The following is a 24765-nucleotide window of genomic DNA, read 5'->3' as shown; positions in this document are numbered from 1 at the left end:
GGACGCCGGAGCGCCCCGGTCTAGTTGTTCGGAATCCCGTTGCCGTTCGAAGGGCAACGGGAATCCCCAAGTCTATACCAATCCTGACAGCGGTTACCAACTGCCCGTCATCGCGACCGGGAGCCGGCGCCGCCTATCTGGCCAGGAGCTGCCGGGCCTCCTCCGGCCGCTGCAGTCCCTTGTCCAGCGCCTGCTGCGCGGCCTGCTTGGCCTCGGCGTCGCGGCCTTCGCCGGCCAGCACCTTGGCAAGGTTGAGGTAGCTCTCGCCATCCGGAGCCAGCGGGGCCGCCTTGCGGTAGGCCTCGATCGCCGGTTCGCTCTGGTCGGAGAAGTAGTACGCCTGGGCCAGCGCCACGTAGGTCTGGTGGTTCTCCTCGAGCACGCCCTTCTGCAGGCCCTCGTTGATCACCTCGATGGCGCGTTGCTCGCCGCCATCGGTGTTCAGATGGAGCGCGAGCAGATTGCGGTATTCGCGGTCCTCGGTCAGCTGGCCCGCGGCGCGCAGCTTCTCCATGACCTCGATCGCCCTGTCGTTCTGGTCGGCCTGCATGTAGATGCTGGCCAGGTTGAGCTGCGAGCGCTTGTCGTCCGGCGCGTTGCCGGCGATCTGCTCGCCGAGGGCGGTCGCCTCGGCGGTCTGGCCGGTTTCGGCATAGGCGGCCATCAGCGCCTGCACCCATCCCGACTGCGGCGACTCCGCCGCGTCGATCGCCGCCTTCAGCGCCGGGATCGCCTCGGCGTAGCGTTCCTGCTGATAGAGCAGTTGGCCCTTCAGCGCCAAGTCGTCGGCCTTGTCGGTACCGGTTTCCTCCAGGAAGCGCTCGAGCGTGGCGAGGCTCTCGTCGATCCGGTCCTCCTGCGCCTGCACCTGCGCCAGCATCATCATCGACTGGTAGTGCCCGTTGTTGTCGAGCGCGTCGAACTCGAGGCTCTGCCGCAGGTAGGCCATGGCCGCCTCGCTGTCTCCCTCGGCATAGGCGGCATTGGCGGCGAGCTGCGCCGCATAGGCCTTGTCGTACTCGTTGGCGCGCTCCTCGGCGAGGATCTCGTCGGCCAGCTCGATGACCTCGGCGTAGCGCTCCTCCTCGAACGCCTCGCCCAGCTTGTTCAACCGCGATCCCATGCGCGGCGAGGAGCGCGTTCCCGGCTGTTCGCGGGTGGCCTGCGGGTACAGCTCCTCGGGCTTGGCCGCGCCGCGCCCGCGGCGCTGGCACTCCTGGGCGGCGGCATCGGCCCCCGGCTGCACGGCGGCGGTCGCCGGCGCGCTGGCGCCGAGCGCAGCGGCCATGGCGAGCGCGAGCAGGGCGGGCGCTTGGATCATCGCTTTCATTGCTTCACCTTTCTGTTGTTGCTGGATACGCCGGCCGGGGGCCGCTGGATTGGGGTCGCGGGTCCGGCCGTCGCGGCCGGGGGCGACGATCCGCCGGCTGCCCGCGGCTCAGCCGCATCTGGGCACACGGCCGGCGGCGCGCGCCTGCTCGTAGCTCGGCACCAGGCTCGCCGCGCGCGACTGCAGCTCGCCGATGCGGCTCTGCGGATCGGGATGCGTGGACAGCCACTGCGGCGGCCGGCTGCCGCCGGCGGCGATCATGTTCTGCCACAGGGTCACCGCGGCGCGCGGATCGAACCCGGCGCCGGCCATCAGCTGCTGGCCGATCACGTCGGCCTCGCTCTCCTGCGCGCGCGAGCCGGGCAGCAGGAAGCCCGCCTGGGCGGCGATCCCGCCGCCCTGCACCGCGGCATTGCCCACGCCCTCGCCGTAGCGCGAGCCGAGCAGCGACCCGACCACCTGCAGCGCTCCGCTGGCTCCGGCCTGGCGGGTGATGCGTTCGTCGTGGTGGCGTGCGGTGACGTGGCCGATCTCGTGGGCGATCACCGCCGCCAGCTGGTCCTGGTTGCGGGCGACGCCGAAGATGCCGGTGTAGACCCCGACCTTGCCGCCGGGAAGTGCGAACGCGTTGGGGTTGTCGTCGGCGAAGACCGCCGACTCCCAGCCGATCTGCCGCTGCTGCGCCGGCAGCTGGCCGACGATGGCGTTCACCACGCAGGTCACGTAGGCGTTCTGGCGGCCATCCGTGCTCAGCTTCTGCTTGGCCTTCATCTCGGCGAACGCCTGGCTGCCGAGCTGGTTGAGCTGCGCTTCCGGCACCGCGCCGACGTACTGCGTCCGTCCAGTGGGCGAGATCGTGGTGGCACAGGCGGCCAGCACGAAGACGGCGCCGAGCGCGAGCAAAGACGGTTTCATGGCGGGCTTCTGGTAGGCAAGGGGCCGTTGTAGACCGGCCCAGATTAAAAATTCGTCAAGCCGCCGGGGCGACGTGGCGTGCGCGCAGCAAGAGGCCATCCTGTGCGCGAGGCGATGACGCCGGGATGACCGCCGTGCTCAGACATCGAGATTGGCCACCTTGAGCGCATTGTCCTCGATGAACCCCCGCCGCGGCTCGACCACATCGCCCATCAGCGTGCTGAAGATCTGATCGGCGGCCACCGCGTCCTCGATCCGCACCTGCAGCAGGCGCCGGGTCTCAGGGTTGACCGTGGTCTCCCAGAGCTGCTCGGGATTCATCTCGCCCAGGCCCTTGAAGCGCTGGATCTGGCGTCCCTTCCTGGCCTCGTCGAGCAGCCAGGCCTGCGCCTCGGCGAAGCTCGCCACGGCCTGGTTGCGGCTGCCGCGGACGATGCGCGCGCCTTCGCGGATCAGCTCGTGCAGCAGTGCGGCGGCCTCGCGCAGGGATCGCAGTTCGCCGCCCTCGAACGCCGCCAGCGGCAGCACCTGCTGCTGCTCCAGGCCCATGTGGCGGCGGATCACCAGCAGCGTGTTCGGCGCGCCCTCGGCGTCGCGCTGCAGCTGCAGGACATAGCGCGGGCGCCCCAGGCCGCTGCGGTTGAGCCGGGTCTCGAGGCCGTCGAGCACCTGCCTTGCCCGGGCGTCGTCGCCCAGATGCGCGGCATCGAGCGGCGCGGCGTCGACCAGGCTCTCGAGCACCGCCGGATCGTAGCGATGCGCGTTGCGGGCGATCGCCTCGCGCGCTGCGGCGTAGGCCAGCAACAGCTTCTCCAGCTGCGCGCCCTCGATCGCCGGCTCGCCCTCGGCGGGCACCAGCGCCGCGCCTTCGACGGCATTGTTGGCCAGGTAGGCATCGAGCGCGGCATCGTCCTTGAGGTAGAGCTCGCTCTTGCCCTGCTTGATCTTGTACAGCGGAGGCAGGCCGATGTAGATGTGGCCGCGCTCGATCAGTTCCGGCATCTGCCGGTAGAAGAACGTCAGCAGCAGGGTGCGGATGTGGCTGCCGTCGACGTCGGCATCGGTCATCAGGATGATGCGGTGGTAGCGCAGCTTGTCGGGGTTGTACTCGTCCTTGCCGATGCCGGTGCCGAGCGCTGTGATCAGGGTGCCGACCTCCGCGGAGGCCAGCATGCGGTCGAAGCGCGCGCGCTCGACGTTGAGGATCTTGCCCTTCAGCGGCAGGATCGCCTGGGTCTTGCGGTTGCGGCCCTGCTTGGCCGAGCCGCCGGCCGAGTCGCCCTCGACGATGAACAGCTCCGACAGCGCCGGGTCCTTCTCCTGGCAGTCGGCCAGCTTGCCCGGCAGGCCGGCGATGTCGAGCGCGCCCTTGCGGCGAGTCAGGTCGCGGGCCTTGCGCGCCGCTTCACGGGCGCGGGCCGCATCGACGATCTTGCCGGCGATGGCGCGTGCCTCCGCGGGGTTTTCCTGGAGGAACTCCTCCAAACGCGCAGCGAACGTGCCCTCAACTACGGGTCTCACATCAGATGAGACGAGCTTCTCCTTGGTCTGGGAGGAAAAGCTCGGATCCGGCACCTTGACCGACAGCACCGCGATCATGCCCTCGCGCATGTCATCGCCGGACAGGGTGATCTTGGCCTGGCGGGCGATGCCGTTCTGCTCGATGTAGTTGCTCAGCGTGCGCGTCAGGGCGGCGCGGAATCCCTGCAGGTGGGTCCCGCCGTCCTTCTGCGGGATGTTGTTGGTGAAGCAGAACATGGTCTCCTGGTAGGCGTCGGTCCACTGCAGCGCCACCTCCACGGTGATGCCGTTCTGCTCTCCGGAGACCGAGATCACGTTGGGGTGCAGCGGGGTCTTCAGCTGTGCCAGGTGCTCGACGAACGAGCGGATGCCGCCCTCGTACTCGAAGGTGTCGCGTCGCGGCTCGCCGCGCTCGTCGCCGCGTTCGTCGTTCAGGGCGATGCGCACGCCGGAATTCAGGAACGACAGCTCCCGCAGGCGGCGAGCCAGGATGTCGTAGTGGAACTCGGTGTCGGTGAAGATCGCCGCGGCGGGACGGAACCGCAGCAGAGTGCCGCGCTTGTCAGAGGGACCGAGCGTCTTGAGCGGATACAGCGGCTCGCCCAGTGCGTACTCCTGGCGGTGGTGCTGGCCGTCGCGCCAGATGTCCAGCCAGAGGTGCTCGGAGAGGGCGTTGACCACGGACACGCCGACGCCGTGCAGGCCGCCGGAGACCTTGTAGCTGTTGTCGTCGAACTTGCCGCCCGCATGCAGCACGGTGAGGATCACCTCGGCCGCCGACACCCCCTCCTCCTTGTGGATGTCGACCGGGATGCCGCGTCCGTTGTCCGAGACCGACACCGAACCATCGACATGGATGATGACCACGATCTCGTCGGCATGTCCGGCCAGCGCCTCGTCGACCGCGTTGTCGACGACCTCGAACACCATGTGGTGCAGGCCGGTACCGTCGTGCACGTCGCCGATATACATGCCGGGACGCTTGCGCACGGCCTCCAGGCCGCGGAGCACAGTGATCTTGGACGAATCGTATGCGGTGCCGCCCGCCTGGGGCTGCTCGGGGGTCTGTTCGGTCATTCGCGTCTTCTGGGCTGGGCGGCCCCGGACGCCGCTGCGGCCCGCGTCGGCGGGACACATTAGCTATAGGGGCGCAACCTGCCGATTATAGCATTCGGCCAGATGAGCAAGCCGCGCGTGGGCGGGCTCAGACGCGCGCGACCCGGCCTTGTTCCACGTGGAACAGGACGGCCGGAGCACCGGCGTGCGCCGGCGTCTCGGGCCAGTCGGTGCCGCTGACGAAGACCTGGGCGTCGCCGCGCTGCAGCGCCGCCAGGACCCGCTGGCGATGTGCCGAGTCCAGCTCCGAGGCGAGATCGTCGAGCACCACCACCGGCCACTCGCCACGGCAGGCAGCATAGTCCCTGGCCTGCGCCAGCAGACAGGCCAGGGCCGCCAGCTTGGTCTGGCCCCGCGACAGGGGCTCGCGGTTGGGAGCAGCGCTGAAATCGAGCCGCCAGTCCGCACGATGCGGACCGGCGCTGGTGTGGCCGAGCGCGCGATCGCGTTCGCGCGCCAGCAGCAGCGCGTCCTCCAGCGGGAGTTCCGCACGGCGCCAGCCGGGCTGCAGCTGCAGCGTCGCGGCGCCCAGCATCGGCGCCAGTTCGGTCGCAGCTTCCTGCAGCAAGGGCTCCAGGCGCTCGAGGTAGCGTTGGCGGGCGGCCGTCAGCGGCTCTCCGGCCAGGGCCAACTCGCGATCCCAGGCATCCAGCTGCTCCGGAGGCGCCAGCGACTTCAACAGGGCATTGCGCTGGCGCAGGGCCCGCGCGTAGCGGCGCCACAGGGCCAGGAATCCCTGTTCCACGTGGAACAGGCCCCAATCGACGAAACGGCGGCGGGGTTCCCCGCCTCCCGAGATGAGGGCGTGGCTCCCGGGCTCGAAGCTCACCACCGCCAGCGCCGCGCACAGGTCGCCGAGTTGCGCCACTGGCTCTCCGTCCAGCCGCCCGCTCCAGTCGCCGCCGCCGTGGCGCAGCCCGGCGCGGCGCGTGCGCCCGCTTTCCCGCTCCGACCATTCCACGAAGACTTCCAGGGCGGGGCAGCCGCTACGTACCAGCCCATCGCGGACCCGTCCGCGAAAGCTGCGCCCATAGGCCATCAGGTGCAGCGCCTCCAGCACGCTGGTCTTGCCGGCGCCGTTGTCGCCCACCAACAGATTCAGTCCCGGCCCAGGGGCCAGCTCCACATCCTCCAGGCGCCGCACATTGCGCACGTTCAGCCGGATCACCCGCATCGACCGATCCCCGGGCGCTGGATGGCAAAACGCCCGGACCAGGCCGGGCGTTCGCGTTTCACGTGGAACAACGACATGGTCACAGGCGCAGCGGCATCACCACGTGACGACAGCGCTCATTGCCGGCCTCGCGCACCAGCGCCGAAGAGTTGGCATCGCGCAGCTGCAGAATCACATGCTCCTCGCGCAACGCCGAGAGGGCATCGAGCAGGTAATTGACGTTGAAGCCCACCGCCAGGTCGTCGACGCTGGTCTCCGCCTCGACTTCTTCCTGCGCCTCCTCCTGCTCGGGATTGTGGGCGCTGATCTTCAACAGGCCTGGCGAGACCTCGATGCGCACGCCGCGGTACTTCTCGTTGGACAGGATCGCGGCACGCTGCAGCGACGCGCGCAGCACCTCGCGGTCGATCCTGACCTCGCGGTCGGCGCCGATCGGGATCACCGCCTCGTAGTCGGGAAAGCGGCCATCGATCAGCTTGCTGGTAAAGGTGACGTCGTCGCGCTTCACCCGCAGGTGGCTGCGGTCCATCTCCAGCTCGAGTTCGCGATCGCTCCCCTCGAGCAGGCGCTGCAGCTCCTGCACGCCCTTGCGCGGCACGATGATCTGCCGCTTGGTCGCCACCGTTGCCTCCAGCTCGGCCTCGCACAGCGCCAGGCGGTGACCGTCGGTCGCCACGCAGCGCAAGCGCCGGTCGCCGAGGTCGAACAGCAGGCCGTTGAGGTAGTAGCGCACGTCCTGCTGCGCCATCGCGAACGCGGTGCGCTCGATCAGCTCCTTGAGCGCCGCCTCCGGCACCTGGACGCGCTCGGTGGTTTCGACGTCGTCGATCGCCGGGAAGTCGTTGGCGGGCAGGCTGGCCAGGGTGAAGCGGCTGCGGCCGGCCTGCACCGTGACCTTGTCGCCGGACTGCGACACGGTGACCTTGCTGCCATCGGGGAGGGCGCGCACGATCTCGAACAGCTTGCGCGCCGGAATCGTGGTCTCGCCGTCCTCGGCGTCGTCCACCTGCGTGCGCGCCACCATCTCGACCTCGAGATCGGTGCCGGTCAACGAGAGCCGTCCGTCGCTCACCTGGGCGAGCAGATTGGCCAGCACCGGCAGGGTCTGCCGGCGCTCGACGACGTTGACCACCTGCGCCAACGGTTTCAGAAACACTTCGCGTTGCAGACTGAAGCGCATGCCGGTCCTGTCTCCCGTTGCCCTGGTTCTAGAAGAATTGGATAAATCAAAATCTGGTGGTGATGGTGCCCGGAAAACCGGGAGATAACTCATGCAACGTATTGATAATCAAGAGAATTTAGAAACGACAACCGGGTGGATAACCGGCCCGGCCGGAGCCGACAACCTGTGGACAGATTGCGGAGCCGATTTTGCTCCCCAGCTTGTCCACAGCTACGCGGGCACTTGCCCCCAGCCTTTGCCGGCCCGCCCGCCTACTCGCTGAGCTTGCGGATCAACTTCTCCCAGTCCTCGCGCAGCTTGCCATCGGTCTCCTGCAGGGTCTTGATCTGCCTGCAGGCGTGCAGCACGGTGGTGTGGTCGCGCCCCGCGAACGCATCGCCGATCTCGGGCAGGCTGTGTTCGGTCAGCTCCTTGGCCAGCGCCATCGCCATTTGCCGGGGACGGGCCAGCGAACGGGTGCGACGCTTGGACAGCAGGTCCTTGATCTGCAGGCCGTAGTAGTCTGCCACGGTCTTCTGGATGTTGGCGATGCCGACACTGTGCATCTGCGCGCGCAGCAGGTCGCGCAGGGTCTCCTGGGCGAACTCGGGGGTGATGCTGCGCCCGGTGAAGTTGGCGCGCGCTGTCAACGTGTTGAGCGCCCCCTCCAGGTCGCGCACGTTCGAGCGCATCTTCTTGGCGATCAGGAAGGCCACGTCCTCCGGGATCCGGGCACCGCGCTCGCGAGCCTTGGACAGCACGATCTGCGCCCGGGTCTCGAAATCCGGCGGGTCGATCGCCACCGACAGGCCCCAGGCGAGCCGCGACTTCAGCCGCGGCTCCAGGCCCTCGACCTCGCGCGGGAAGCGGTCGCAGGTCATGATGATCTGCTGGCGGCCGTCGAACAGCGCGTTGAAGGTGTGGAAGAACTCCTCCTGGGTGCGCTCCTTGCCGGCGAAGAACTGGATGTCGTCGATCAGCAGCGCGTCGACCTGCTGGAAATGGCGCTTGAATCCGTCCATCGCCTTGTCCTGCAGCGCCCGCATCATCGCGCTGAAGAACTGTTCCGAGCGCAGGTACAGGACCCGCACCGCCGGGTTCTGCCGGCGCATCTCGTTGCCGGCCGCGAACATCAGATGGGTCTTGCCCAGGCCGGTGCTGCCGTAGAGCAGCAGCGGATTGTGGGTGCGGTCGCCCGGCTTCTGCGCCGCCTGCCAGGCAGCGGCGCGGCCCAGCTGGTTGCTGCGCCCCTCGACGAAATTGTCGAAGGTGTAGTGGGTGTCGAGATTGCCGTGGAAGGCTTCGGCCGCCGGTGCGGCCGGCGCCATCACCGGCAGGGTGTCCAGCGCCGCGGCCCGCGGCAGCGAGCCGATCTCCAGCGCTACTTCGTCGCTGTCGCCGAAGTGACCGAGCAGCTCGCGGATGCGGACCAGATAGCGTGCACGGACTTCGTCGCGGACGAAGGCGTTGGGGGCATAGAGCACGGTGGTGTGGTCGCGGCGCGCGGCCTGCAGTGGCCTGAGCCAGGTATGGACGTCCTCGGCCGGCAGTTCGGCTTCGAGGCGTTCGAGACAGCGAGGCCATGCATCCATCGAGTGTTGCGTCCAGCGTCGGCAAAGGCGCCGGACAACGGCAGGCGTCGCGGCGCGGGCGGGCAAGGTGTGATCGGGCAGACTACCACTGCCCCCCCGGGGGCACCATTGCCGCGGGTCCTTCCCGTCGGTCGGTCGGTCCCGCCTTGGTTGACCGTCATGCGGGCCGCCGGCTAGAATCGCCGGTTCTTTCCGTCGCGTCCCTGCACGAGAGCGTCACCATGGCCACCAAGCGCACCTATCAGCCCAGCAACCTCAAGCGCAAGCGCGACCACGGTTTTCGTGCCCGCATGAAGACCGCCGACGGCCGCAAGATCCTGGCCCGCCGCCGCGCCAAGGGGCGCAAGCGCCTGACGGCCTGACCCGTCGCCCGCGTGGCCGCCCCGCCGGCGGCCCGGTTCCCAGGTTCCATCCTCCGATGACCGCCGGCTTCCCCAAGCAGGCCCGGGTGCGCGCGCGCGCCGATTTCGACCGCGTGTTCAAGCAGGGCCGGCGCACCGCCGCGCCGCTGCTGGCGCTGCACTGGCTCGACGACGGCACGCCGCCGCGGCTGGGCCTGGCGGTCTCGCGCAAGGTCGACGCCACCGCGGTCGGGCGCAACCGCATCAAGCGCGCGTTGCGCGAACAGTTCCGCGCTTTGCGCCCGCAGTTGCGGCCCGGCGCGTACGTGGTCGTGGCGCGGCCGGCCGCCGCGAAGACGGCGTCGGCGCTGCTGCGCACCGGCTTCGTGGCGGTGCTGACGCGGGCGGGCGCGTTGCCGCCGCCGCCCCCGGACGGCACAATGCCCCGCGCTTCCTCCGCATTCGACCCGACCACCGTCCCCACGCCGGACCGCTCCGGCGCATGAGCCTGCCCGCCTGATGAACCAGACCCGCACCTTCCTGATCCTCGCCTGGCTGATGGTGGCGACGCTGCTGTGGATGGAGTGGAACCGGGACAAGGCCGCGGCGCCGGAGGCCCCGCCATCGCCGTCCGCCGCAACCGCGACCGGCGCGACGCCGTCGGCCCCCGAGGGGGGCAGCGGCACCGCCGCGATTCCCGCGGCGCCGGAAATGCCTGCAGCCCCGTCGTCGGTCGCCACGCCCGAGCCGGGCATGCAGGCCACGGCGCCGGCCGCCGCCGGCGATGCGGTGACGGTGATCAGCGACGTCCTGCAGCTGACCCTGCGCGCCGGCAACGTGGTCGACGCCGAACTGCTCGGCTTTCCCCAGACCCGCGACGAGGGCAGCCCGCCGGTCAAGCTGTTCGACAGCGACCCGGCGCGCTACTACGCGGCGCAGAGCGGCTGGGTCAGCCAGGCCAGCGCCGCGCCCACCCACGAGAACGGTTTCGTCCCGGAAGGCGGCGAGCGCGTCCACCGCGTGGCCGCCGGCGCCGACGAGGTCGACGTCCCATTCCTGTGGCAGGGCCCCGACGGCGTGACCATCCGCCGCACCTTCACCGTGCGCCGCGGTTCCTACGCGATCGACGTGCGCGATACGGTGGTCAACGCCGGCAGCCAGCCCTGGCAGGGCTTCGTCTACCGGCAGCTGACGCGGGTGCCGCCCTCGGTCAAGCGCGGCATGACCAATCCGGAGTCCTTCAGCTTCAGCGGCGCCACCTGGTACAGCGGCGTCGACGGCTACGACCGCCGAACGTTCGGCGACTTCGCCGACGACGGTCCGCTCAACCTGCAGGCCAGCGAGAGCTGGATCGCGATCCTGCAGCACCACTTCTTCAGCGCCTGGATTCCCGAGGGCGACGCCGAAAGCACGATCTCTCTGCACGTCGACGGTCCGCGCCACCTGGTGCGCGAGGTCGGTCCGGGCGTCAGTGTCGCTCCCGGCCAGCAGGCCGCCACCAGCGCCCGCCTGTGGGTCGGGCCCAAGCTGGTGCAGCAGATCAACGCCCAGGGCGTGCGCGGCCTCGACCGCGCGGTGGACTACTCGCGCTTCGCGATATTCGCCTTCCTCGGCGAGTGGCTGTTCTGGCTGCTCGACAAGGTGCACGGCCTGCTCAACAACTGGGGCTGGGCGATCGTCGGCCTGGTGCTGGTGGTAAAGGCGGCGCTGTACCCGCTGTCGGCGGCGCAGTACAAGTCGATGGCGCGCATGCGCAAGTTCCAGCCGCGCATCGCCCAGCTCAAGGAGCGCTACGGCGACGACCGCCAGAAGTTCCAGATGGCGATGATGGAGCTGTACAAGAAGGAAAAGATCAATCCGGTCGGCGGCTGCCTGCCGATCCTGCTGCAGATGCCGATCTTCTTCGCCCTGTACTGGGTGCTGCTCGAATCGGTGGAACTGCGCCACGCGCCATGGATGTTGTGGATCCAGGACCTGACCGCGCGCGACCCGTACTTCATCCTGCCGGTGATCAACATCGCGGTGATGTGGGCCACGCAGAAGCTCACGCCGATGACCGGCATGGACCCGATGCAGCAGCGGATGATGCAGCTGATGCCGGTGGTGTTCGGCGCGATCATGATTTTCTTCCCGGCCGGCCTGGTGCTGTACTGGGTCACCAACGGCCTGCTCGGCCTCGCCCAGCAGTGGTGGTTCATCCGCAAGTACAGCGACCGGCCGGCGAAGGCGTGAGCCCGGCCGCCGCGGCAGCGGCGGACGGGAACGCCGGTAGCGGCCGCCTCTGCGGCTGCGGCCGGGGGCACGTCCGTCGTCCGGCCGCAGTCCCGGCTCCCCGATAGCGCAGACCGCCAACGCACCGTGAGCACCGAGACGATCGTCGCTGTCGCCACCGCTCCCGGAGCCGGGGGGATCGGCGTGGTCCGGCTTTCCGGCCCCGCCGCGCCCGCCATCGCCGCCGCGATCTGCGGCCGCAGCCTGCGCCCGCGCCATGCCCACCACGTGCGCTTCGGCGATGCCGCCGGCGAGCCGATCGACGACGGCATCGCGCTGCTGTTCCGCGCGCCCGCCAGCTATACCGGCGAGGACGCGGTGGAGCTGCAGGCGCACGGCAGCCAGCCGGTGCTGCAGCAGCTGCTGGCGCGCTGCTGCGCACTCGGCGCCCGGCCGGCGCGGCCGGGCGAGTTCAGCGAGCGCGCCTTCCTCAACGGCCGCCTCGACCTGGCCCAGGCCGAGGCCGTCGCAGACCTGATCGCCGCCGCCGACGTCCATGCCGCCCGCGCGGCGCGGCGCTCGCTGGACGGCGAGTTCTCCCGTCGCGTCGAGGCGCTGGCGACGCAGCTGCTCGCGCTGCGCGTGCAGGTGGAGGCCTGCATCGATTTCGCCGACGAGCCGCTCGACACCCTGGGCGGCGCCGCGCTGCATGCGGCGGTGGACGCCGCGGTCGCCGCGCTTGCGGACCTGGGAGCGGCGGCCGAGCGCGGGCGCCGCCTGCGCGACGGCCTGCACGCGGTGATCGTCGGCCCCCCGAACGCCGGCAAGAGTTCGCTGCTCAATGCCCTGGCCGGCAGCGACCGCGCCATCGTCGCGGAGGCCGCCGGCACCACCCGCGACCTGCTGCGCGAGACGGTGCGGGTGGGCGGGGTGGAGCTGACCCTGGTCGACAGCGCCGGGCTGCGCGAAGGCGGCGACGCGATCGAGCGCGAGGGCATGCGCCGCGCCGCCGCCGAACTGGCCCAGGCCGACCTGGCCCTGGTGGTGCTGGATGCGCGCGATCCGGACGCCGGGCGGGCAGCCGTGGTGGCGGCGGTCGCCGCGGTGCCGCAGCGGCTGTGGCTGCACAACAAGGCCGACCTGCTCGGACCCAACCCCGGGACTCGCGCGTCGGCACCGGCGCCGGACGTGCTGCGGGTTTCGGCGCGTACCGGTGCGGGTCTCGACGCGCTGGGCGAGCGGTTGCGGCAGGCCGCCCTGGGCGGGGCGCCGGCGGAGGGCGCATTCAGCGCGCGCGCGCGCCACGTCGAGGCCTTGCGGCGTGCCGCCCGGGAGCTCGCGGCGGCGCGTGTCGCGCTGCGCGACGAGACCCTCGACCTGGCCGCGGAGGCGCTGCGCGCGGCCCACGACGAACTCGGCGCGATCACCGGACGCGTGGCGCCGGACGATCTACTCGGTCACATTTTTTCGACCTTCTGCATCGGGAAATGACGGTCGCGGCCGCTAACGCAGCAGATGGGGTGTTGACAAACGGCCTGCACTGTCGCGTCCTAGGCATACGTGCGTCTTCGCACTCAGGGGGAGTTTCGGCAATGGTTTCCAGACACGAGGGGCGCTCGCGCCCGCATTGGTATCGCTTGGCCGTGGGCGCGGGGCTCGCCTGCGCGCTGCTGGCCTGTTCCCGGGACGAGGCGGAACCGCCGGCGTCGCCCGCCGCGGGGCCCACCGCGCCGGCAGCCCAGGCGGAACCGGGGCCGGAGGTCGACCAGACCGCGACGATGAGCGCGGAGGACCTGCGCGAAGCGGCATCCACCGCCTACCAGGAGAGCCGCCTGTACGCGCCGGCCGGCGACAATGCCATGGAGTACTACCTCGGCCTGCGCGAGCGGCAGCCCGGCGACGCCGGCGCCTCCAGCGCGCTGACCGACCTGCTGCCGATGACCGTCATCGCCACCGAGCAGAGCCGCGACCGGGAGGACTTCGAGGAGGCCCGGCGCCTGCTGGCGCTGATCCAGCGCGCCGACAAGTCCCACCCCGCGCTGCAGCGCCTCACCGCCAGCATCGACACGGCCGAGGAAACCGCGGCCCAGCGCACCGCGCAGCAGCAGTTGACCGCCGAGCAGGAGGCACAGCGCCAGCAGCAGCTGGAGCAGGAGCGCCAGCGCCAGCAACAGCAGCAGCAGGAGCAGGCCGCCCGCGACCTGGCCGCCCAGCAGGATGCCGAGCGCCAGGCCGCGGCCACGGCGGCGGCGGCGCAGGAAGCCGAGGCGCAGCGCGCGGCCGAACAGCGTGCGGCCGAACAGCGTGCCGCGGAGCAGCGCGCCGCCCAGCAGCGCGCCGCCCAGCAGGCGGCGGCTCCGACGGCCGCCGATCTGCGCGCGATCAGCACCCCGGCGCCGCGCTATCCGGTCGAGGCGCTGCGCAGCGGCCAGTCGGGCGAGGTGCTGGTGGAGTTCACGGTGGCGCCCGACGGCTCGGTGAGCAGCGCGCGCGTGGTGCGCGCCGATCCGCCGAGGGTCTTCGATCGCGAAGCGGTCTCGGCGGTGCGCCGCTGGCGTTTCGAGCCGGTGGGCGAGTCGATCACCACGCGCCGGTCGATCGCCTTCTCGCCCGGCGGCTGAGGGCGCGCGGGCCGCGCCCGCCGATCCGCACCAGGAACGCCCGGCTCCGGCCGGGCGTGTTCGTATCCGCGCCTGGAAGCTTCCCGGGACCGCCGGCGCGGCGACCCGTTCAGCCCGAAACCGCCAGCTTCTCCTGGCCGTAGCGGCGCACGGCGCCGAGCCACAGCAGCCCCGCCAGCGCCAGGCTGGCAGCAAGGTAGATCGCCCAGACCTGCGGGGCGATCGCCTCGGCGCGGATGATCTTGAGCAGCAGCTGGTTCTGCGCCAGGAACGGCACCGCGAACTGCCACAGCTGCGTCTTCACCGGGTTCACCATCAGCACGAACGTGGGCACCATCGGCAGCAGCATCAGCCAGGTCATGTGGCTCTGCGCCTCCTTCATGCTCTTGGCCGAGGCCGCCAGCAGGGTGAGCAGCGAGGTGCCGATCAACAGCATCGGCACGAGCACCAGCAGCATGCGCGCGATGGCGTGGAAGCTGACGTCGAGCATGCGCGCGGTTTCGGCGACCTGCGCGCTGGCCTTGAACGCCAGCAGCGTGAGCAGCAGCGACAGCAGCCCGAGCGCGCAGGCCGCGGCGATCTTGCCGGAGACCAGCGCGCCGCGCGCCGCCGGGGTGGCCAGAAGCGGTTCCAGCGACTGGCGTTCGCGCTCGCCGGCGGTGGCGTCGAGAATCAGGTAGGCGCCGCCGAGAAAGCTCGACAGGATCAGCAGGTAGGGCAGCAGGACCGACAGCAGCATGCCGCGCCGCGCTTCGTCGCTGGCCAGGTCGCGGCTGCCCAGCGCCAGCGGCCGCGCCACCGCCGGGCTGATCCCCCGCGCCATCAGCCGCAGCACCCCGACCTGGTCGCCGTAGGCGGCCAGCGCGCCGCGCACGCGCGCGACCGGGACCTCGGCGTTGCGGCGGGTGCTGTCGCTGATGATCTCCACTCGCGCCGGGCGTCCGGCATGCCAGTCCGCGGCGAAGTCCTCGCCGATCTCGATCGCGACATCGACGTCCTGGCGCGCGATCGCCGCGTCCAGGTCGTCGGGCGCCGCGACCGCGCGAATGCCCAGCGTGCCCAGGTGGGCGATCAGGTTCGGGGCATGCTCCGCGCCGATCACCGGCACCTCCAGCAGCTTGTCCTGCTGGGTCTTGGCGCGGTTCTCGGCCAGCGCGCCCATGCCCAGCATCAGCAGCGGATACAGCAGCGGGCCCATCAGCAGGATCAGCGCCAGGGTGCGTCGGTCGCGGCCGATGTCGCGCAGCTCCTTGCGCATCACCGCCAGCATCGCGGAAACGTTGTACGTGCTCATGCCTGCAGGCCCTCCTCGGAACCGATGGCGCGGACGAAGGCGTCCTCCAGGTTGTCCTCGCCGAAGCGCGCGCGCAGCTCGTCGGCGCTGCCGGCCGCGACCACGCGGCCCTTGGCGATGATGACGATGCGATCGCAGAGCGCGGCGACCTCCTGCATGATGTGGCTGGAGAAGATCACGCAGCGGCCTTCGTCGCGCAGCCGCAGCAGGAACTCGCGCATCGCCCGGGTGGTCATCACGTCCAGGCCATTGGTGGGCTCGTCGAGGATGACGTTCTTGGGGTCGTGCACCAGTGCCCGCGCGATCGCGGTCTTGGTGCGCTGGCCCTGGCTGAAGCCCTCGGTCCGGCGGTCGAGGATGTCGTCCATGTCGAGCTTGGCCGAGAGCGCGCGGGTACGTTCGGCGATGGTGGCTTTGGACAGCCCGTGCAGTTCGCCGAAGTAGGCGATGTTCTCGCGCGCGGTCAGCCGCTTGTAGATGCCGCGCGCGTCCGGCAGCACGCCGAGGATCCGGCGCACCGCCGCCGGATCGGCGGCGGCATCGATGCCGTCGACGCGGACTTCGCCGCTGTCGGGGCGCATCAACGTGTAGAGCATGCGCAGCGTGGTCGTCTTGCCGGCGCCGTTGGGGCCGAGCAGCCCGGTGATGCGCCCGTCCGCGGCGCTGAAATCGACGCCGTCCACCGCCTTGACCGTGCCGGTCTTGGTCTTGAACGCCTTGTGCAGTTGCTGGGCTGTGATCATGGGATGGGCCGTGGTCGGGAATTGGGGGGGGGGTGGGAATCGCAACGGCGAGCGCGGCTGGCCGGTGGTCGCGGCGGCAGGCGTGCCCGCCGCCACTCGCGCGCTATGGGTCCCAGCCGTTGAAGCTGGTGAACGGCGGCACGTAGGTCATGCTGTCCAGGCACTCGGCATCGAGCGCGCCGGCATCGGTCGACTCGATGAACTGCGCCAGCAGCTTGGGCACGCAGCCCAGACCGAGGGTGCCGTGGCCCTGGCCACGCAGCACCAGGTGGCGGCCGTTGGGCAGCGCCTGCAGTACGCGTTCGGCATACGCCGGCGGCGTGACCGGATCGAGCTCGCCGGACAGCAGCAGCACAGGCAGCTCGCCCCGCAGCGGGGCGCTGAACGCCTCGCCCCGGCCGCCGTGCGGCCACACCGCGCAGGGCGCGAAGAACAGCTCTGCCACCTCCGGCCCGAGCAGGGTGTCTTCGGCCTCGGCGTCGGCCGCGCGGTAGCGGTCGGCATCCTCCGCGCACAGCACCGACCACTGCATGCCGCGGTTGATCTGGCCGCCGACCTGCTCGCCCATCATCCGGGTGAGCGCCATCAACGGCGCGTACCGTCCCTGGTCGGCCTCGTCCATCACCAGCGGCAGCAGCGAAGCGGTCTGGGGGGCGTACGAGAACATGAAGGCGAGACCGGTGACGGTGTCCGCGGTCAGCGTGTCGCGGCGGCTCTCGCCGGTGGCCGCATCGCGGTACTCGACCTCGACCGGCGCCGCTTCCAGCTGCGCCATCACCGTGCGCAGCTGCGCGCGCATGTCGGCGACGAAACGCTCGCGGCAGGCCGGCAACCGCTCGCACTGCTGCGACTGCAGGCGCAGCGCGTCCTCGAAGGTGTGGGCGAACTCGCCACCGATGACCAGGTCGTTCGGCGCGACGCCGTCGATCACGATGCTGCGCACGCGCTCGGGGTGGCGAGCGGCGTATTGCTGCGCCACGCGGGTCCCGTAGGAGCCGCCCACCAGATTGATGCGCTCGGCCCCCAGCGCCTCGCGCACCGCCTCGAGATCCGCGACCGCCTCGGCGGTGGTATAGAACCGCGGATCGGCGCGACCCTCCAACGAAGCCGCGCAACGCCGCGCGAAGGCCACCAGCGACTCCACGTCGGGCAGCTCGGTACCGTCCAGCTCGATCGTGGCGCCATCGGCGTCGCGACAGTCGAGCGGGTTGGAGCCGCCGGTGCCGCGCTGGTCCACCAGCACGATGTCGCGCTGCCTGCGGACCTCGCGCAGGGCATGGCCGATCTGCGGGGCTACCTCGGTGGCGGCCTGCCCCGGGCCGCCGGCCAGGAAGAACACCGGATCCTCCGCCGCGCCGCCGCGGCCGCTCGCCGTCAGCACCGCGATGTCGAGGTCGATCCGCCGGCCCTCCGGAGCGGAGCGATTCTCCGGCACTTCGAGGGCGCCGCAAAACGCCTCGACCCTGGCGGCGTCGCTGCCGGTCGTGCAGGGCCGCAGGCTCAGGGTTCCGAACCGGCGCGCACCGGCGGCCTCTCCTGCGGCGCCGGCCGGAGCTCCGGCCTCGCAGCCGGCGAGCAGCGCCGCGGCCAGCAGCATCGGTAGGATCAACCTCGTTTTCATGCCTCGTCCTCGAACAGGAAAATGGATTCGATCGACCCGCCGAACGCGCGGGCGATGCGGAACGCCAGCGGCAGGCTGGGGTCGTACTTGCCGGTCTCGATGGCATTGACCGTCTGCCTTGAAACGCCTAGACGCTCGCCGAGCTGCGCCTGTGACCAGCCTTGCGCCTCGCGCAGCGCACGGACCCTGCTTTTCACCGGTAGCGCCGCGCAGCCACGCACTTGCAGACGGCGTACAGCAGCACGTACGCCGGCATGATCCAGATCAGCGCCACCGTGCCGTCCAGGCGCAGCACTCCGGCAGAACCCAGCAGGCCCAGGGCGAACGTGCACAGGCACAGCAGCAGCGCCCCCATCCCCATGCCTTCCAGTTCGATCCGCCGCTGCAGCTCGTCGCAGGCGCGGACGTAGCGCAGCATGGCACGGGCCGCGAACCCGATCGGAACCAGCGGCAGCAGCGCGAGCGCCGAGCGCAGCGCGATCGCGTCGACATGGCGGAGTGCGGACACGCTCGCGATCAGCACCAGGGCATAGGCCGCCATGGCCGGGAGGAATTCCTGCTTGAGATGTTTGCGGGCGACAGTCTGCATGGCCGTGATGTCAAGGATGCTTGACAGGCAGACTGGCGCAGGGCGGGGCGGATGTCAAGCTGACTTGACACGTCGCCGGAACCGGCCCGGATCGGCTCTGCCGCGACATCGCATGCATGGCGTTGCGGGCGGGCCCGCTCACCTCCAGCCGCAAGTCGCTTCCCATGAAGAGCGCGCACGCGCCGCTCCGGCCGTCCCGGTTGCAAGCGGTTCCGAAGAGAGGGACCCGTGCGCGCTGCGCATGCCGGAAGGCCCGCCGCCACGCGCTACTTGCTACTGACGTACTTTTCCCGGCGGATCCGCGCCACCGGCAGTCCGTGGCCCTTCAGCGCCTCGAAACAGGCGTCGACCATGTTCGGGTTGCCGCACAGGTAGGCGATGTCGCCCTCGGCATCGGGTGCGAACTCGTCGAGGAACTGCTGTACGTAGCCGTGACGCACGTCGGCGTGCGTCTGCGCCGAACCCGGCGCCGGCAGCTCGCGGGAAAAGCACGGGACGAAGCGGAAGCCGGGATGGTTCGCCGCGAAGGCGCGGAACTCCTCGCCGTACAGCAGCTCGGCCGGGCTGCGCGCGCCGAACAGCAGCACCACTTCGACGCCGCGCTCGGCCATCGCCCGCTCCAGCAGCGGCAGCATCGCCCGGTACGGCGTCACCCCGGTGCCGGTGGCGATGAGCAGGTAGCGCCGGTTGGCGTCGGCCGGCATCAGGCAGAACCGCCCGAACGGACCGCTCGCGTCGATTTCGCCGCCCTCGGGCAGGCCCTCGAACAGCGCCGTGGCGGCGCCGCCGGGCACGTAGCTCACCGCGATCTCGACCGCCTCGCCGGGGCCGAGCGCATGGTCGTGCACCGTCGCCAGCGAGTAGCTGCGCTTGGTCGGCCTGCCGTCGGCGTACTGGAAATGCACCTGCACGAACTGGCCCGGAATGAAGTCCAGCGGCTGTCCGTCGCTGCGCACGAAGCTCAGGTGCGCGATGCCGGGCGCGAGCATGCGCCGGTCGACGAGCTTGAGGGGAAAGTGCTGGATGGCCACGGGGTACCGGCTCGTGCGGCCGGAGGCCGCGAAGGAATGAGATGCGCGACGCGGCGGCGATCGCGGGCGGAACGTCGCAGCGGCCGGCGGGAGCGGCCGCGCAACGCAACGTCGCGCAGGCGTCGCCGCGCGGCCGCCTATAATACCGGGATTCGCCGCGCGGCTCGCGGCACAGGCAATCACGAATGTCCCGGATTCCAGCGGAAACCGCGCCGGCGCTGTCGGTGCGCGAGCTGCGCAAGACCTACGCCGGCGGCGTCGAGGCGCTCAAGGGCGTGTCGCTGGACGTCGACCCCGGCGACTTCTATGCCCTGCTCGGCCCCAACGGTGCCGGCAAGAGCACCCTGATCGGCATCGTCTCCTCGCTGGTCAACAAGACCAGCGGCGAGGTGTCGGTGTTCGGCGTGGATCTCGCGCGCGACCGCGACGCGGCGATGCGCCTGCTCGGCCTGGTGCCGCAGGAGATCAACTTCAACCTGTTCGAGAAGCCCTTCGACATCCTGGTCAACTACGCCGGCTTCTACGGCATCCCGCGCCGCGAGGCACTGGTGCGCGCCGAGCAGGAGCTGCGCGCCGCGCAGCTGTGGGACAAGGCCCAGGTGATGAGCCGCACCCTGTCGGGCGGCATGAAGCGCAGACTGATGATCGCCCGGGCGATGATGACCCGGCCGCGGCTGCTGATCCTCGACGAGCCCACCGCCGGTGTCGACATCGAGATCCGCCGCGGCATGTGGCGCACCCTGCGCGAGATCAACGCTGCCGGCACCACCATCATCCTCACCACCCATTACCTCGAGGAAGCGGAGAGCCTGTGCCGCAACCTGGCGATCATCGACCATGGCCGGATCATCGAGCAGGGGCCGATGCGCACCCTGCTGGCGGGGCTCGACGTGGAGGGTTTCGTGCTCGACATCGAGGGTCCGCCGCCGGCGCCGCTACCGGCGATCCCCGGGGTCGGGCTGCAGGCCACCGACGAGCACACCCTCGACGTGGAACTGCCGCGGGCGATGGACCTCAACCGCGTGTTCGCCGCGCTCGACGCCGCCGGCGTGCGGGTGCGCTCGATGCGCACCCGCTCCAACCGCCTCGAGGAGCTGTTCGTGCGTCTGACCGGCGAGGCCGGCGCGCCGCCGGCGCAGGCGCCGACCGTGGCGGAGCGCGGCGCATGAGCGGCGCGGCGGCCCGCGGGCCCACCACCCTGCAGCGCAACCTGGTCGCGCTCGGCACCATCGTGCGCCGCGAGATCTCGCGGATCCTGCGGATCTGGGCGCAGACCCTGGTGCCGCCGGCGATCACCATGACCCTGTACTTCCTGATCTTCGGCGGCCTGATCGGTGCGCGGATCGGCGAAATGGGCGGGGTCAGCTACATGGCCTTCATCGTCCCCGGCCTGGTGATGATGAGCGTGATCCAGAACAGCTACGGCAACATCTCCTCGAGCTTCTTCGGCGCCAAGTTCGGCCGCCACGTCGAGGAACTGCTGGTCAGCCCGATGCCGGCCTGGGTGGTGCTGTCCGGCTACGTCGCCGGTGCGGTCGCCCGCGGGCTGGCGGTGGGCGCGATCGTGCTGTGCATCGCCATGCTGTTCACCACCGTGCGTATTCCGCATCCGCTGGTGACCTTCACCACCGTGTTGCTCGGCGCGACCATCTTCGCCCTGGCCGGGTTCGTGAACGCGGTCTACGCGAAGAAGTTCGACGACGTGGCGATCGTGCCGATCTTCATCCTCACCCCGCTGACCTACCTGGGCGGCGTGTTCTATTCGGTGCAGCTGCTGCCCGGCTGGGCCGAGGCGGCCACCCATGCCAACCCGATCTTCTACATGGTCAACGCGTTCCGCTACGGCCTGCTCGGCCAGAGCGACGTGCCGCTGTGGACCGCCTACACGTTGATGCTGCTGTTCGTGGCGGCGCTGGCGGCGCTCGGGCTGTGGCTGCTCAAGCGCGGCGTCGGCCTGCGCAGCTGACGATAGACCGCCGATCGCCGGCGGGCACCTTTCATACGTCGTCGACCGGCGTCCCCGACCACTGCGATTCGCGCGCCACTGGGCTGCACGACCGCCTGTCGGCGACGCCGGCAGGCGGTTAAGCGGTGGACAAGGAAAACTTCCGCCGCAGCGCCGCGGTTCTCACTGCCGGCTTGAGTCGGGTATCCAAAAGTCGAGATGTGCACATTCGCTGCAGGAAGGAGCGCCAGCGCTTGTTAGCGCTTCGTTTAAGGAGTAAAGAATAGGAATCCCGGATCCGAAACTTCCGTGATGCGGGGTGCCAATTCAGGGAGGGGAAACATGATCGTCATCCAAAATATCGGGGGCCGTTCCCGGATCCGCAGTGTGCTTGCTCTCGGAGTCGCCCTTGCACTGTCCTCGCCGGCCTACGCCCAGCAACCAGAGCCGTCGCCAGGCACCGACGAAACCGCCGAAGCGACCCAGCTCGATGCCATCATCGTCACCGGTTCGCGCATTCGCCGGGCCGGCTTCGACACGCTGGAGCCGGCCACCGTCGTGTCACGCGAATACATCGACGAACGCGGCCTGACCAATATCGCCGACGCGCTCAACGAAATCCCGGGCTTCGGCGTCGGCATCACTCCCGAAGGCGGGCAGGCCACTTTCGGTGTCGGCGTCAATTTCGTGGATCGCTTCGGTCTGGGCAGCAACCGGACTCTGGCCCTGGTCAACGGACGCCGCTTCGTCTCCAGCAATCCGCCCACCCTGTTCGGGCCGGCCGCGCCGGGTATCCAGGTCGACCTGAACGTGGTCCCGACCGCAATGGTCGAGCGCATCGAGAACCTCGCGATTGGCGGCGCCCCGACCTACGGCTCGGATGCCATCGCCGGCGTCGTCAACGTCATCCTGCGCAAGGACTACGAAGGCGTCGAATCAGGCCTCAGCTACGGCGTGACGGAGCGGGGCGACAACGAGCGCTACAACGGCTATGCGCTGTTCGGGCACAACTTCGGAGACGGGCGCGGCAACGTCACCTTCTCGATGTCCTACGACAAGGTGCAGGGCGTCCTCCAGAAGGAGCGCGACTTCTTCGCGGCGGGTTATTTCAACACCACCAACCCGCTGGCCGACGTGATCGGCGCGGTGTTTCCGGGGCGTTCGGCCGCCACCGACGGCCGCTACAATCCCGACATCCCATACAACACCGGCAGCGGCGACGGAATCCCCAACGGCGTGCTGATCCGCAACCGCCGCATCTGGACCACGCCGTTCGGGGGGCTCATCTCTCCGGTGGACACCGGTCCGTTCCGGCCCGGATCGGCCAACCTGATCCCGGGTGGATTCGGACCGGACGGAGAGACGGTCCTCGCGTTCGACAGTGGCGGAAGCCTGGTGCCCTACGATCCAGGCAGCGCCTTCTCGGCAGTCGACGCGAGCGGCGGCGACGGGTTGAATCTGGTCGAAGCGGGGCAGCTGACATCGGACGTCGAGCGCAACACCTTCAACACCACCATGCGTTGGGGGCTGACCGACTACGTCGACGTCTTCCTCGAGGGGACCTTCTATTCCGCCAAGGGCACCGAACTGACCGATCAGTGGATGTACAACGCCCCGCTGTTCGGCGGCCTGAGCCAGATGATCCGGTTTCCGAGCGATCATCCGATGCTGACGCCACAGGCGCAGGCGACCCTCGCGGAACTGGGGGTTTCGGAATTCAACCTCTCCAAGGCCTCGCGCGACCTGGTCACGAACAACGCCAGCAGCACCACCGACCTGGGTCGCGTGGTCGCGGGCCTGGAGGGCAGCTTCGAACTCGGCGAGCGGATCTTCTACTGGGAAGGCTCCTACAACTATGGCCGCAGCGACTCGCGGTTCTTCGGCACCTCGCTCGACCAGCAGAAATTCATCAATGCCCTGAACGTGACCACGAACGCGCAGGGCCAGCCGGTGTGTTCGCCGACGGCCATCCCGGGCCTGGTGATCCCGGGCGGAGGGACACCGGTGGCCGATCCCGATTGCGTACCGCTCGACATGTTCGGCGACGGGCGCCCCAGCGAGGCGGCACGCAGATATGTGACCGAACTCACCGAGTCGCAGGCACTGCTGGAACAGGAAGTCTTCAACCTCAACATATCCAGCACCCTGCTCGAACTCTGGAGCGGACCGTTGCTCTACAACATCGGCTACGAGCGCCGCAAGGAAAGCGGCCTCTTCGATCCGGGTGCGTTCCTCGAACAGGGACTGGGGCGTTCGGTCCCGATCACGCCGCTGAACGGCGAGTTCACCACCGACGAGTTCTTCGGTGAGATCGTGCTCCCGCTGGTGAATCCGGACAGCGAACTGCCGGGCTTGAAGAAGCTCGAGCTCGTCGGCAAGTATCGGACGGTAGACAACACGATCAACGACCGCGCCAACACCTACACCTATGGTCTGCAGTGGAAGCCGGCCAACGACCTGGAGCTGCGCGGCAACTTCACCCGCTCCATCCGTGCACCTGCCATCACCGAGCTGTTCCTGCCGCAGGCCACATCGTTCCAGTTCGTTACCGGCGACCCTTGCGATTCCCGCTTCATCAACGGCGGACCGAACCCGGACGCGCGCCAGCGCAATTGCCAGGCATTCCTCGACTACTACGGGTTGAGCTCCTTCACCTCGACCGCGGCGGGCGCCTCGATCCAGGGCATCTCCGGCGGAAATCCAGATCTCGACAACGAGCGCGCGGATTCGATCACCTACGGCTTCACCTGGGCACCGTCGTTTCTCGAAGGGCTGACCGTCGCCGCGGACTACTACAAGATCGAGATCGAGTCCGTGATCTCCAACCTGACGGCCACGCAACTGGCCTCGGCCTGCCTCGACAACGAAGACTTCAACGTGGCCGATGTCCCGAACGCCAATTCGTTCTGCAGCCAGATCACCCGCAACGCCCCGGGAAGTTCGGATCCGGGCCAGGCGACCACCTTCGTCAGCGGCTTCGTCAACGGCCGCTATTTCGATATGGAGGCCTACTCGGCCGAGATCCGCTACCGATTCGATACCGAACGCTTCGGTCAGTTCGGCGTCGGGCTGCTTGGTTATTTTCCGCAGGAGCTCACCGTCGACAACACTGGAACCAGCCCGAACCCGGCGGTGGACGAAATCGGCACCTCGAAACGGCAATACCAGCTGCTGGGAAACTGGCAACGTGGCAACGTCGGCCTGAATCTGTCCGCCAACTACCAGAGCGGAGCGGCGTTCAACATTCTCGACACGGATGAAACCCGGGACATCCTGCGGGTGGACAGTTACTGGCTGCTCAACGGCGGAGCCAGCTACCGCTTCAATGAGAATGGCCAGCTGCGCCTGGCGATCAGCAACCTGCTCGACGAGGATCCGCCGTTCCCGGGCTTCGGTGCCGGAATCGGCAACTACGACATCCTCGGCCGCCGCTACCATCTGGCCTTCGAGTGGAAGTTCTACTGAGCGTCCCTGCTTGAACGCCCCGACAAGGCCCCGCTGATCGCGGGGCCTTTTTTTTCAGACTCGTCGCAGCGTCTGGCTCGGCCGGACGCGCGCG

20 protein-coding genes are annotated in these 24765 nt (G+C 69.6%); 8 read left to right on the top strand and 12 right to left on the bottom strand.

The annotated features are described in order from the left end of the window. Positions 1-133 precede the first annotated feature (133 nt). From H0E84_RS01250 to dnaA, 6 genes are all read right to left on the bottom strand, one after another. Positions 134-1330, bottom strand: coding sequence for a tetratricopeptide repeat protein (locus tag H0E84_RS01250; RefSeq protein WP_180676803.1), 1197 nt, complete (start codon positions 1328-1330; stop codon positions 134-136). 108 nt (positions 1331-1438) lie between these two features. After that, positions 1439-2245 carry a M48 family metallopeptidase gene (locus H0E84_RS01245; protein WP_180676802.1) on the bottom strand — a complete coding sequence of 269 codons (807 nt, stop codon included), beginning with the start codon at positions 2243-2245 and terminating at the stop codon, positions 1439-1441. A 138-nt stretch (positions 2246-2383) separates the two neighbouring features. Further along, on the bottom strand, positions 2384-4843 hold the full coding sequence (gyrB, locus tag H0E84_RS01240) for a DNA topoisomerase (ATP-hydrolyzing) subunit B (protein ID WP_180676801.1): 2460 nt from the start codon (positions 4841-4843) through the stop codon (positions 2384-2386). 127 nt (positions 4844-4970) lie between these two features. Further along, positions 4971-6056: a DNA replication/repair protein RecF gene (recF, locus tag H0E84_RS01235; protein WP_180676800.1), complete on the bottom strand. Its 1086-nt coding sequence runs from the start codon at positions 6054-6056 to the stop codon at positions 4971-4973. Positions 6057-6135: 79 nt separating this feature from the next. Next, entirely contained in the window at positions 6136-7236 is a 1101-nt protein-coding gene (dnaN, locus tag H0E84_RS01230) for a DNA polymerase III subunit beta (RefSeq protein WP_180676799.1), read from the bottom strand. A 254-nt stretch (positions 7237-7490) separates the two neighbouring features. Continuing rightward, positions 7491-8810, bottom strand: coding sequence for a chromosomal replication initiator protein DnaA (gene dnaA, locus H0E84_RS01225; protein ID WP_180676798.1), 1320 nt, complete (start codon positions 8808-8810; stop codon positions 7491-7493). A 221-nt stretch (positions 8811-9031) separates the two neighbouring features. Between dnaA and rpmH the strand changes: the two genes are divergently transcribed. From rpmH to H0E84_RS01200, 5 genes are all read left to right on the top strand, one after another. Continuing rightward, positions 9032-9172, top strand: a complete 141-nt coding sequence (gene rpmH, locus H0E84_RS01220) for a 50S ribosomal protein L34 (protein ID WP_013536759.1) — start codon at positions 9032-9034, stop codon at positions 9170-9172. Between the two features lie 56 nt (positions 9173-9228). Beyond that, the gene (gene rnpA, locus H0E84_RS01215; protein ID WP_180676797.1) at positions 9229-9657 is read left to right on the top strand and encodes a ribonuclease P protein component; all 429 of its coding nucleotides are present in this window, start codon (positions 9229-9231) and stop codon (positions 9655-9657) included. Positions 9658-9670: 13 nt separating this feature from the next. After that, positions 9671-11383, top strand: coding sequence for a membrane protein insertase YidC (gene yidC / locus H0E84_RS01210; protein ID WP_180676796.1), 1713 nt, complete (start codon positions 9671-9673; stop codon positions 11381-11383). Between the two features lie 126 nt (positions 11384-11509). Further along, a complete protein-coding gene (gene mnmE, locus H0E84_RS01205) occupies positions 11510-12853 on the top strand; it encodes a tRNA uridine-5-carboxymethylaminomethyl(34) synthesis GTPase MnmE (RefSeq protein ID WP_180676795.1) in 1344 nt (447 codons plus the stop codon). Between the two features lie 101 nt (positions 12854-12954). Next, positions 12955-13983: an energy transducer TonB gene (locus tag H0E84_RS01200; protein ID WP_180676794.1), complete on the top strand. Its 1029-nt coding sequence runs from the start codon at positions 12955-12957 to the stop codon at positions 13981-13983. Positions 13984-14092: 109 nt separating this feature from the next. Here the strand turns inward: H0E84_RS01200 and H0E84_RS01195 are convergent, their stop codons facing one another. The 6 genes from H0E84_RS01195 to H0E84_RS01170 form a co-directional block, all read right to left on the bottom strand. Then, positions 14093-15277, bottom strand: a complete 1185-nt coding sequence (locus H0E84_RS01195; RefSeq protein WP_180676793.1) for an ABC transporter permease — start codon at positions 15275-15277, stop codon at positions 14093-14095. After that, the gene (locus tag H0E84_RS01190) at positions 15274-16020 is read right to left on the bottom strand and encodes an ABC transporter ATP-binding protein (RefSeq protein WP_180676792.1); all 747 of its coding nucleotides are present in this window, start codon (positions 16018-16020) and stop codon (positions 15274-15276) included. The genes H0E84_RS01195 and H0E84_RS01190 overlap by 4 nt, the downstream gene beginning before the upstream one ends. A 103-nt stretch (positions 16021-16123) precedes the next feature. Beyond that, positions 16124-17641, bottom strand: a complete 1518-nt coding sequence (locus H0E84_RS01185; protein WP_180676791.1) for an alpha/beta hydrolase — start codon at positions 17639-17641, stop codon at positions 16124-16126. Continuing rightward, positions 17638-17838: a helix-turn-helix domain-containing protein gene (locus H0E84_RS01180; RefSeq protein WP_180676790.1), complete on the bottom strand. Its 201-nt coding sequence runs from the start codon at positions 17836-17838 to the stop codon at positions 17638-17640. Before H0E84_RS01180 ends, H0E84_RS01185 begins: the two co-directional genes overlap by 4 nt. Beyond that, positions 17835-18230: a hypothetical protein gene (locus H0E84_RS01175; RefSeq protein ID WP_180676789.1), complete on the bottom strand. Its 396-nt coding sequence runs from the start codon at positions 18228-18230 to the stop codon at positions 17835-17837. The genes H0E84_RS01180 and H0E84_RS01175 overlap by 4 nt, the downstream gene beginning before the upstream one ends. Before the next feature lie 266 nt (positions 18231-18496). Then, on the bottom strand, positions 18497-19261 hold the full coding sequence (locus tag H0E84_RS01170) for a ferredoxin--NADP reductase (protein ID WP_425600441.1): 765 nt from the start codon (positions 19259-19261) through the stop codon (positions 18497-18499). 185 nt (positions 19262-19446) lie between these two features. Between H0E84_RS01170 and H0E84_RS01165 the strand changes: the two genes are divergently transcribed. The 3 genes from H0E84_RS01165 to H0E84_RS01155 all read left to right on the top strand — a co-directional run bounded on the left by H0E84_RS01165 (position 19447) and on the right by H0E84_RS01155 (position 24671). Next, positions 19447-20430 (top strand): ABC transporter ATP-binding protein, encoded by a 984-nt coding sequence (locus H0E84_RS01165; RefSeq protein ID WP_180676788.1) that lies wholly within the window; start codon positions 19447-19449, stop codon positions 20428-20430. Then, positions 20427-21227, top strand: a complete 801-nt coding sequence (locus tag H0E84_RS01160; RefSeq protein ID WP_180676787.1) for an ABC transporter permease — start codon at positions 20427-20429, stop codon at positions 21225-21227. Before H0E84_RS01165 ends, H0E84_RS01160 begins: the two co-directional genes overlap by 4 nt. 321 nt (positions 21228-21548) lie before the next feature. After that, positions 21549-24671, top strand: coding sequence for a TonB-dependent receptor domain-containing protein (locus H0E84_RS01155; RefSeq protein ID WP_180676786.1), 3123 nt, complete (start codon positions 21549-21551; stop codon positions 24669-24671). The last annotated feature ends 94 nt before the right edge of the window (positions 24672-24765 follow it).

Origin of the sequence: Luteimonas salinisoli (assembly GCF_013425525.1) — a bacterium.
Lineage (GTDB): Bacteria > Pseudomonadota > Gammaproteobacteria > Xanthomonadales > Xanthomonadaceae > Luteimonas > Luteimonas salinisoli.
The sequence above is the reverse complement of the archived record's forward strand: the minus strand, read 5'-3'. Positions and strand labels throughout refer to the sequence as shown.

Excerpts from the sequence above, each read along its gene's own strand:
- H0E84_RS01160 (WP_180676787.1), top strand. The coding sequence starts at position 20,427 with ATGAGCGGCGCGGCGGCCCGCGGGCCCACCACCCTGCAGCGCAACCTG.
- H0E84_RS01175 (WP_180676789.1), bottom strand. The coding sequence starts at position 18,230 with ATGCAGACTGTCGCCCGCAAACATCTCAAGCAGGAATTCCTCCCGGCC.
- yidC (WP_180676796.1), top strand. The coding sequence starts at position 9,671 with ATGAACCAGACCCGCACCTTCCTGATCCTCGCCTGGCTGATGGTGGCG.
- H0E84_RS01190 (WP_180676792.1), bottom strand. The coding sequence starts at position 16,020 with ATGATCACAGCCCAGCAACTGCACAAGGCGTTCAAGACCAAGACCGGC.
- H0E84_RS01165 (WP_180676788.1), top strand. The coding sequence starts at position 19,447 with ATGTCCCGGATTCCAGCGGAAACCGCGCCGGCGCTGTCGGTGCGCGAG.
- H0E84_RS01195 (WP_180676793.1), bottom strand. The coding sequence starts at position 15,277 with ATGAGCACGTACAACGTTTCCGCGATGCTGGCGGTGATGCGCAAGGAG.
- H0E84_RS01250 (WP_180676803.1), bottom strand. The coding sequence starts at position 1,330 with ATGAAAGCGATGATCCAAGCGCCCGCCCTGCTCGCGCTCGCCATGGCC.
- recF (WP_180676800.1), bottom strand. The coding sequence starts at position 6,056 with ATGCGGGTGATCCGGCTGAACGTGCGCAATGTGCGGCGCCTGGAGGAT.
- gyrB (WP_180676801.1), bottom strand. The coding sequence starts at position 4,843 with ATGACCGAACAGACCCCCGAGCAGCCCCAGGCGGGCGGCACCGCATAC.
- H0E84_RS01185 (WP_180676791.1), bottom strand. The coding sequence starts at position 17,641 with ATGAAAACGAGGTTGATCCTACCGATGCTGCTGGCCGCGGCGCTGCTC.
- dnaA (WP_180676798.1), bottom strand. The coding sequence starts at position 8,810 with ATGGATGCATGGCCTCGCTGTCTCGAACGCCTCGAAGCCGAACTGCCG.
- H0E84_RS01155 (WP_180676786.1), top strand. The coding sequence starts at position 21,549 with ATGATCGTCATCCAAAATATCGGGGGCCGTTCCCGGATCCGCAGTGTG.
- H0E84_RS01200 (WP_180676794.1), top strand. The coding sequence starts at position 12,955 with ATGGTTTCCAGACACGAGGGGCGCTCGCGCCCGCATTGGTATCGCTTG.
- rpmH (WP_013536759.1), top strand. The coding sequence starts at position 9,032 with ATGGCCACCAAGCGCACCTATCAGCCCAGCAACCTCAAGCGCAAGCGC.
- H0E84_RS01245 (WP_180676802.1), bottom strand. The coding sequence starts at position 2,245 with ATGAAACCGTCTTTGCTCGCGCTCGGCGCCGTCTTCGTGCTGGCCGCC.
- rnpA (WP_180676797.1), top strand. The coding sequence starts at position 9,229 with ATGACCGCCGGCTTCCCCAAGCAGGCCCGGGTGCGCGCGCGCGCCGAT.
- dnaN (WP_180676799.1), bottom strand. The coding sequence starts at position 7,236 with ATGCGCTTCAGTCTGCAACGCGAAGTGTTTCTGAAACCGTTGGCGCAG.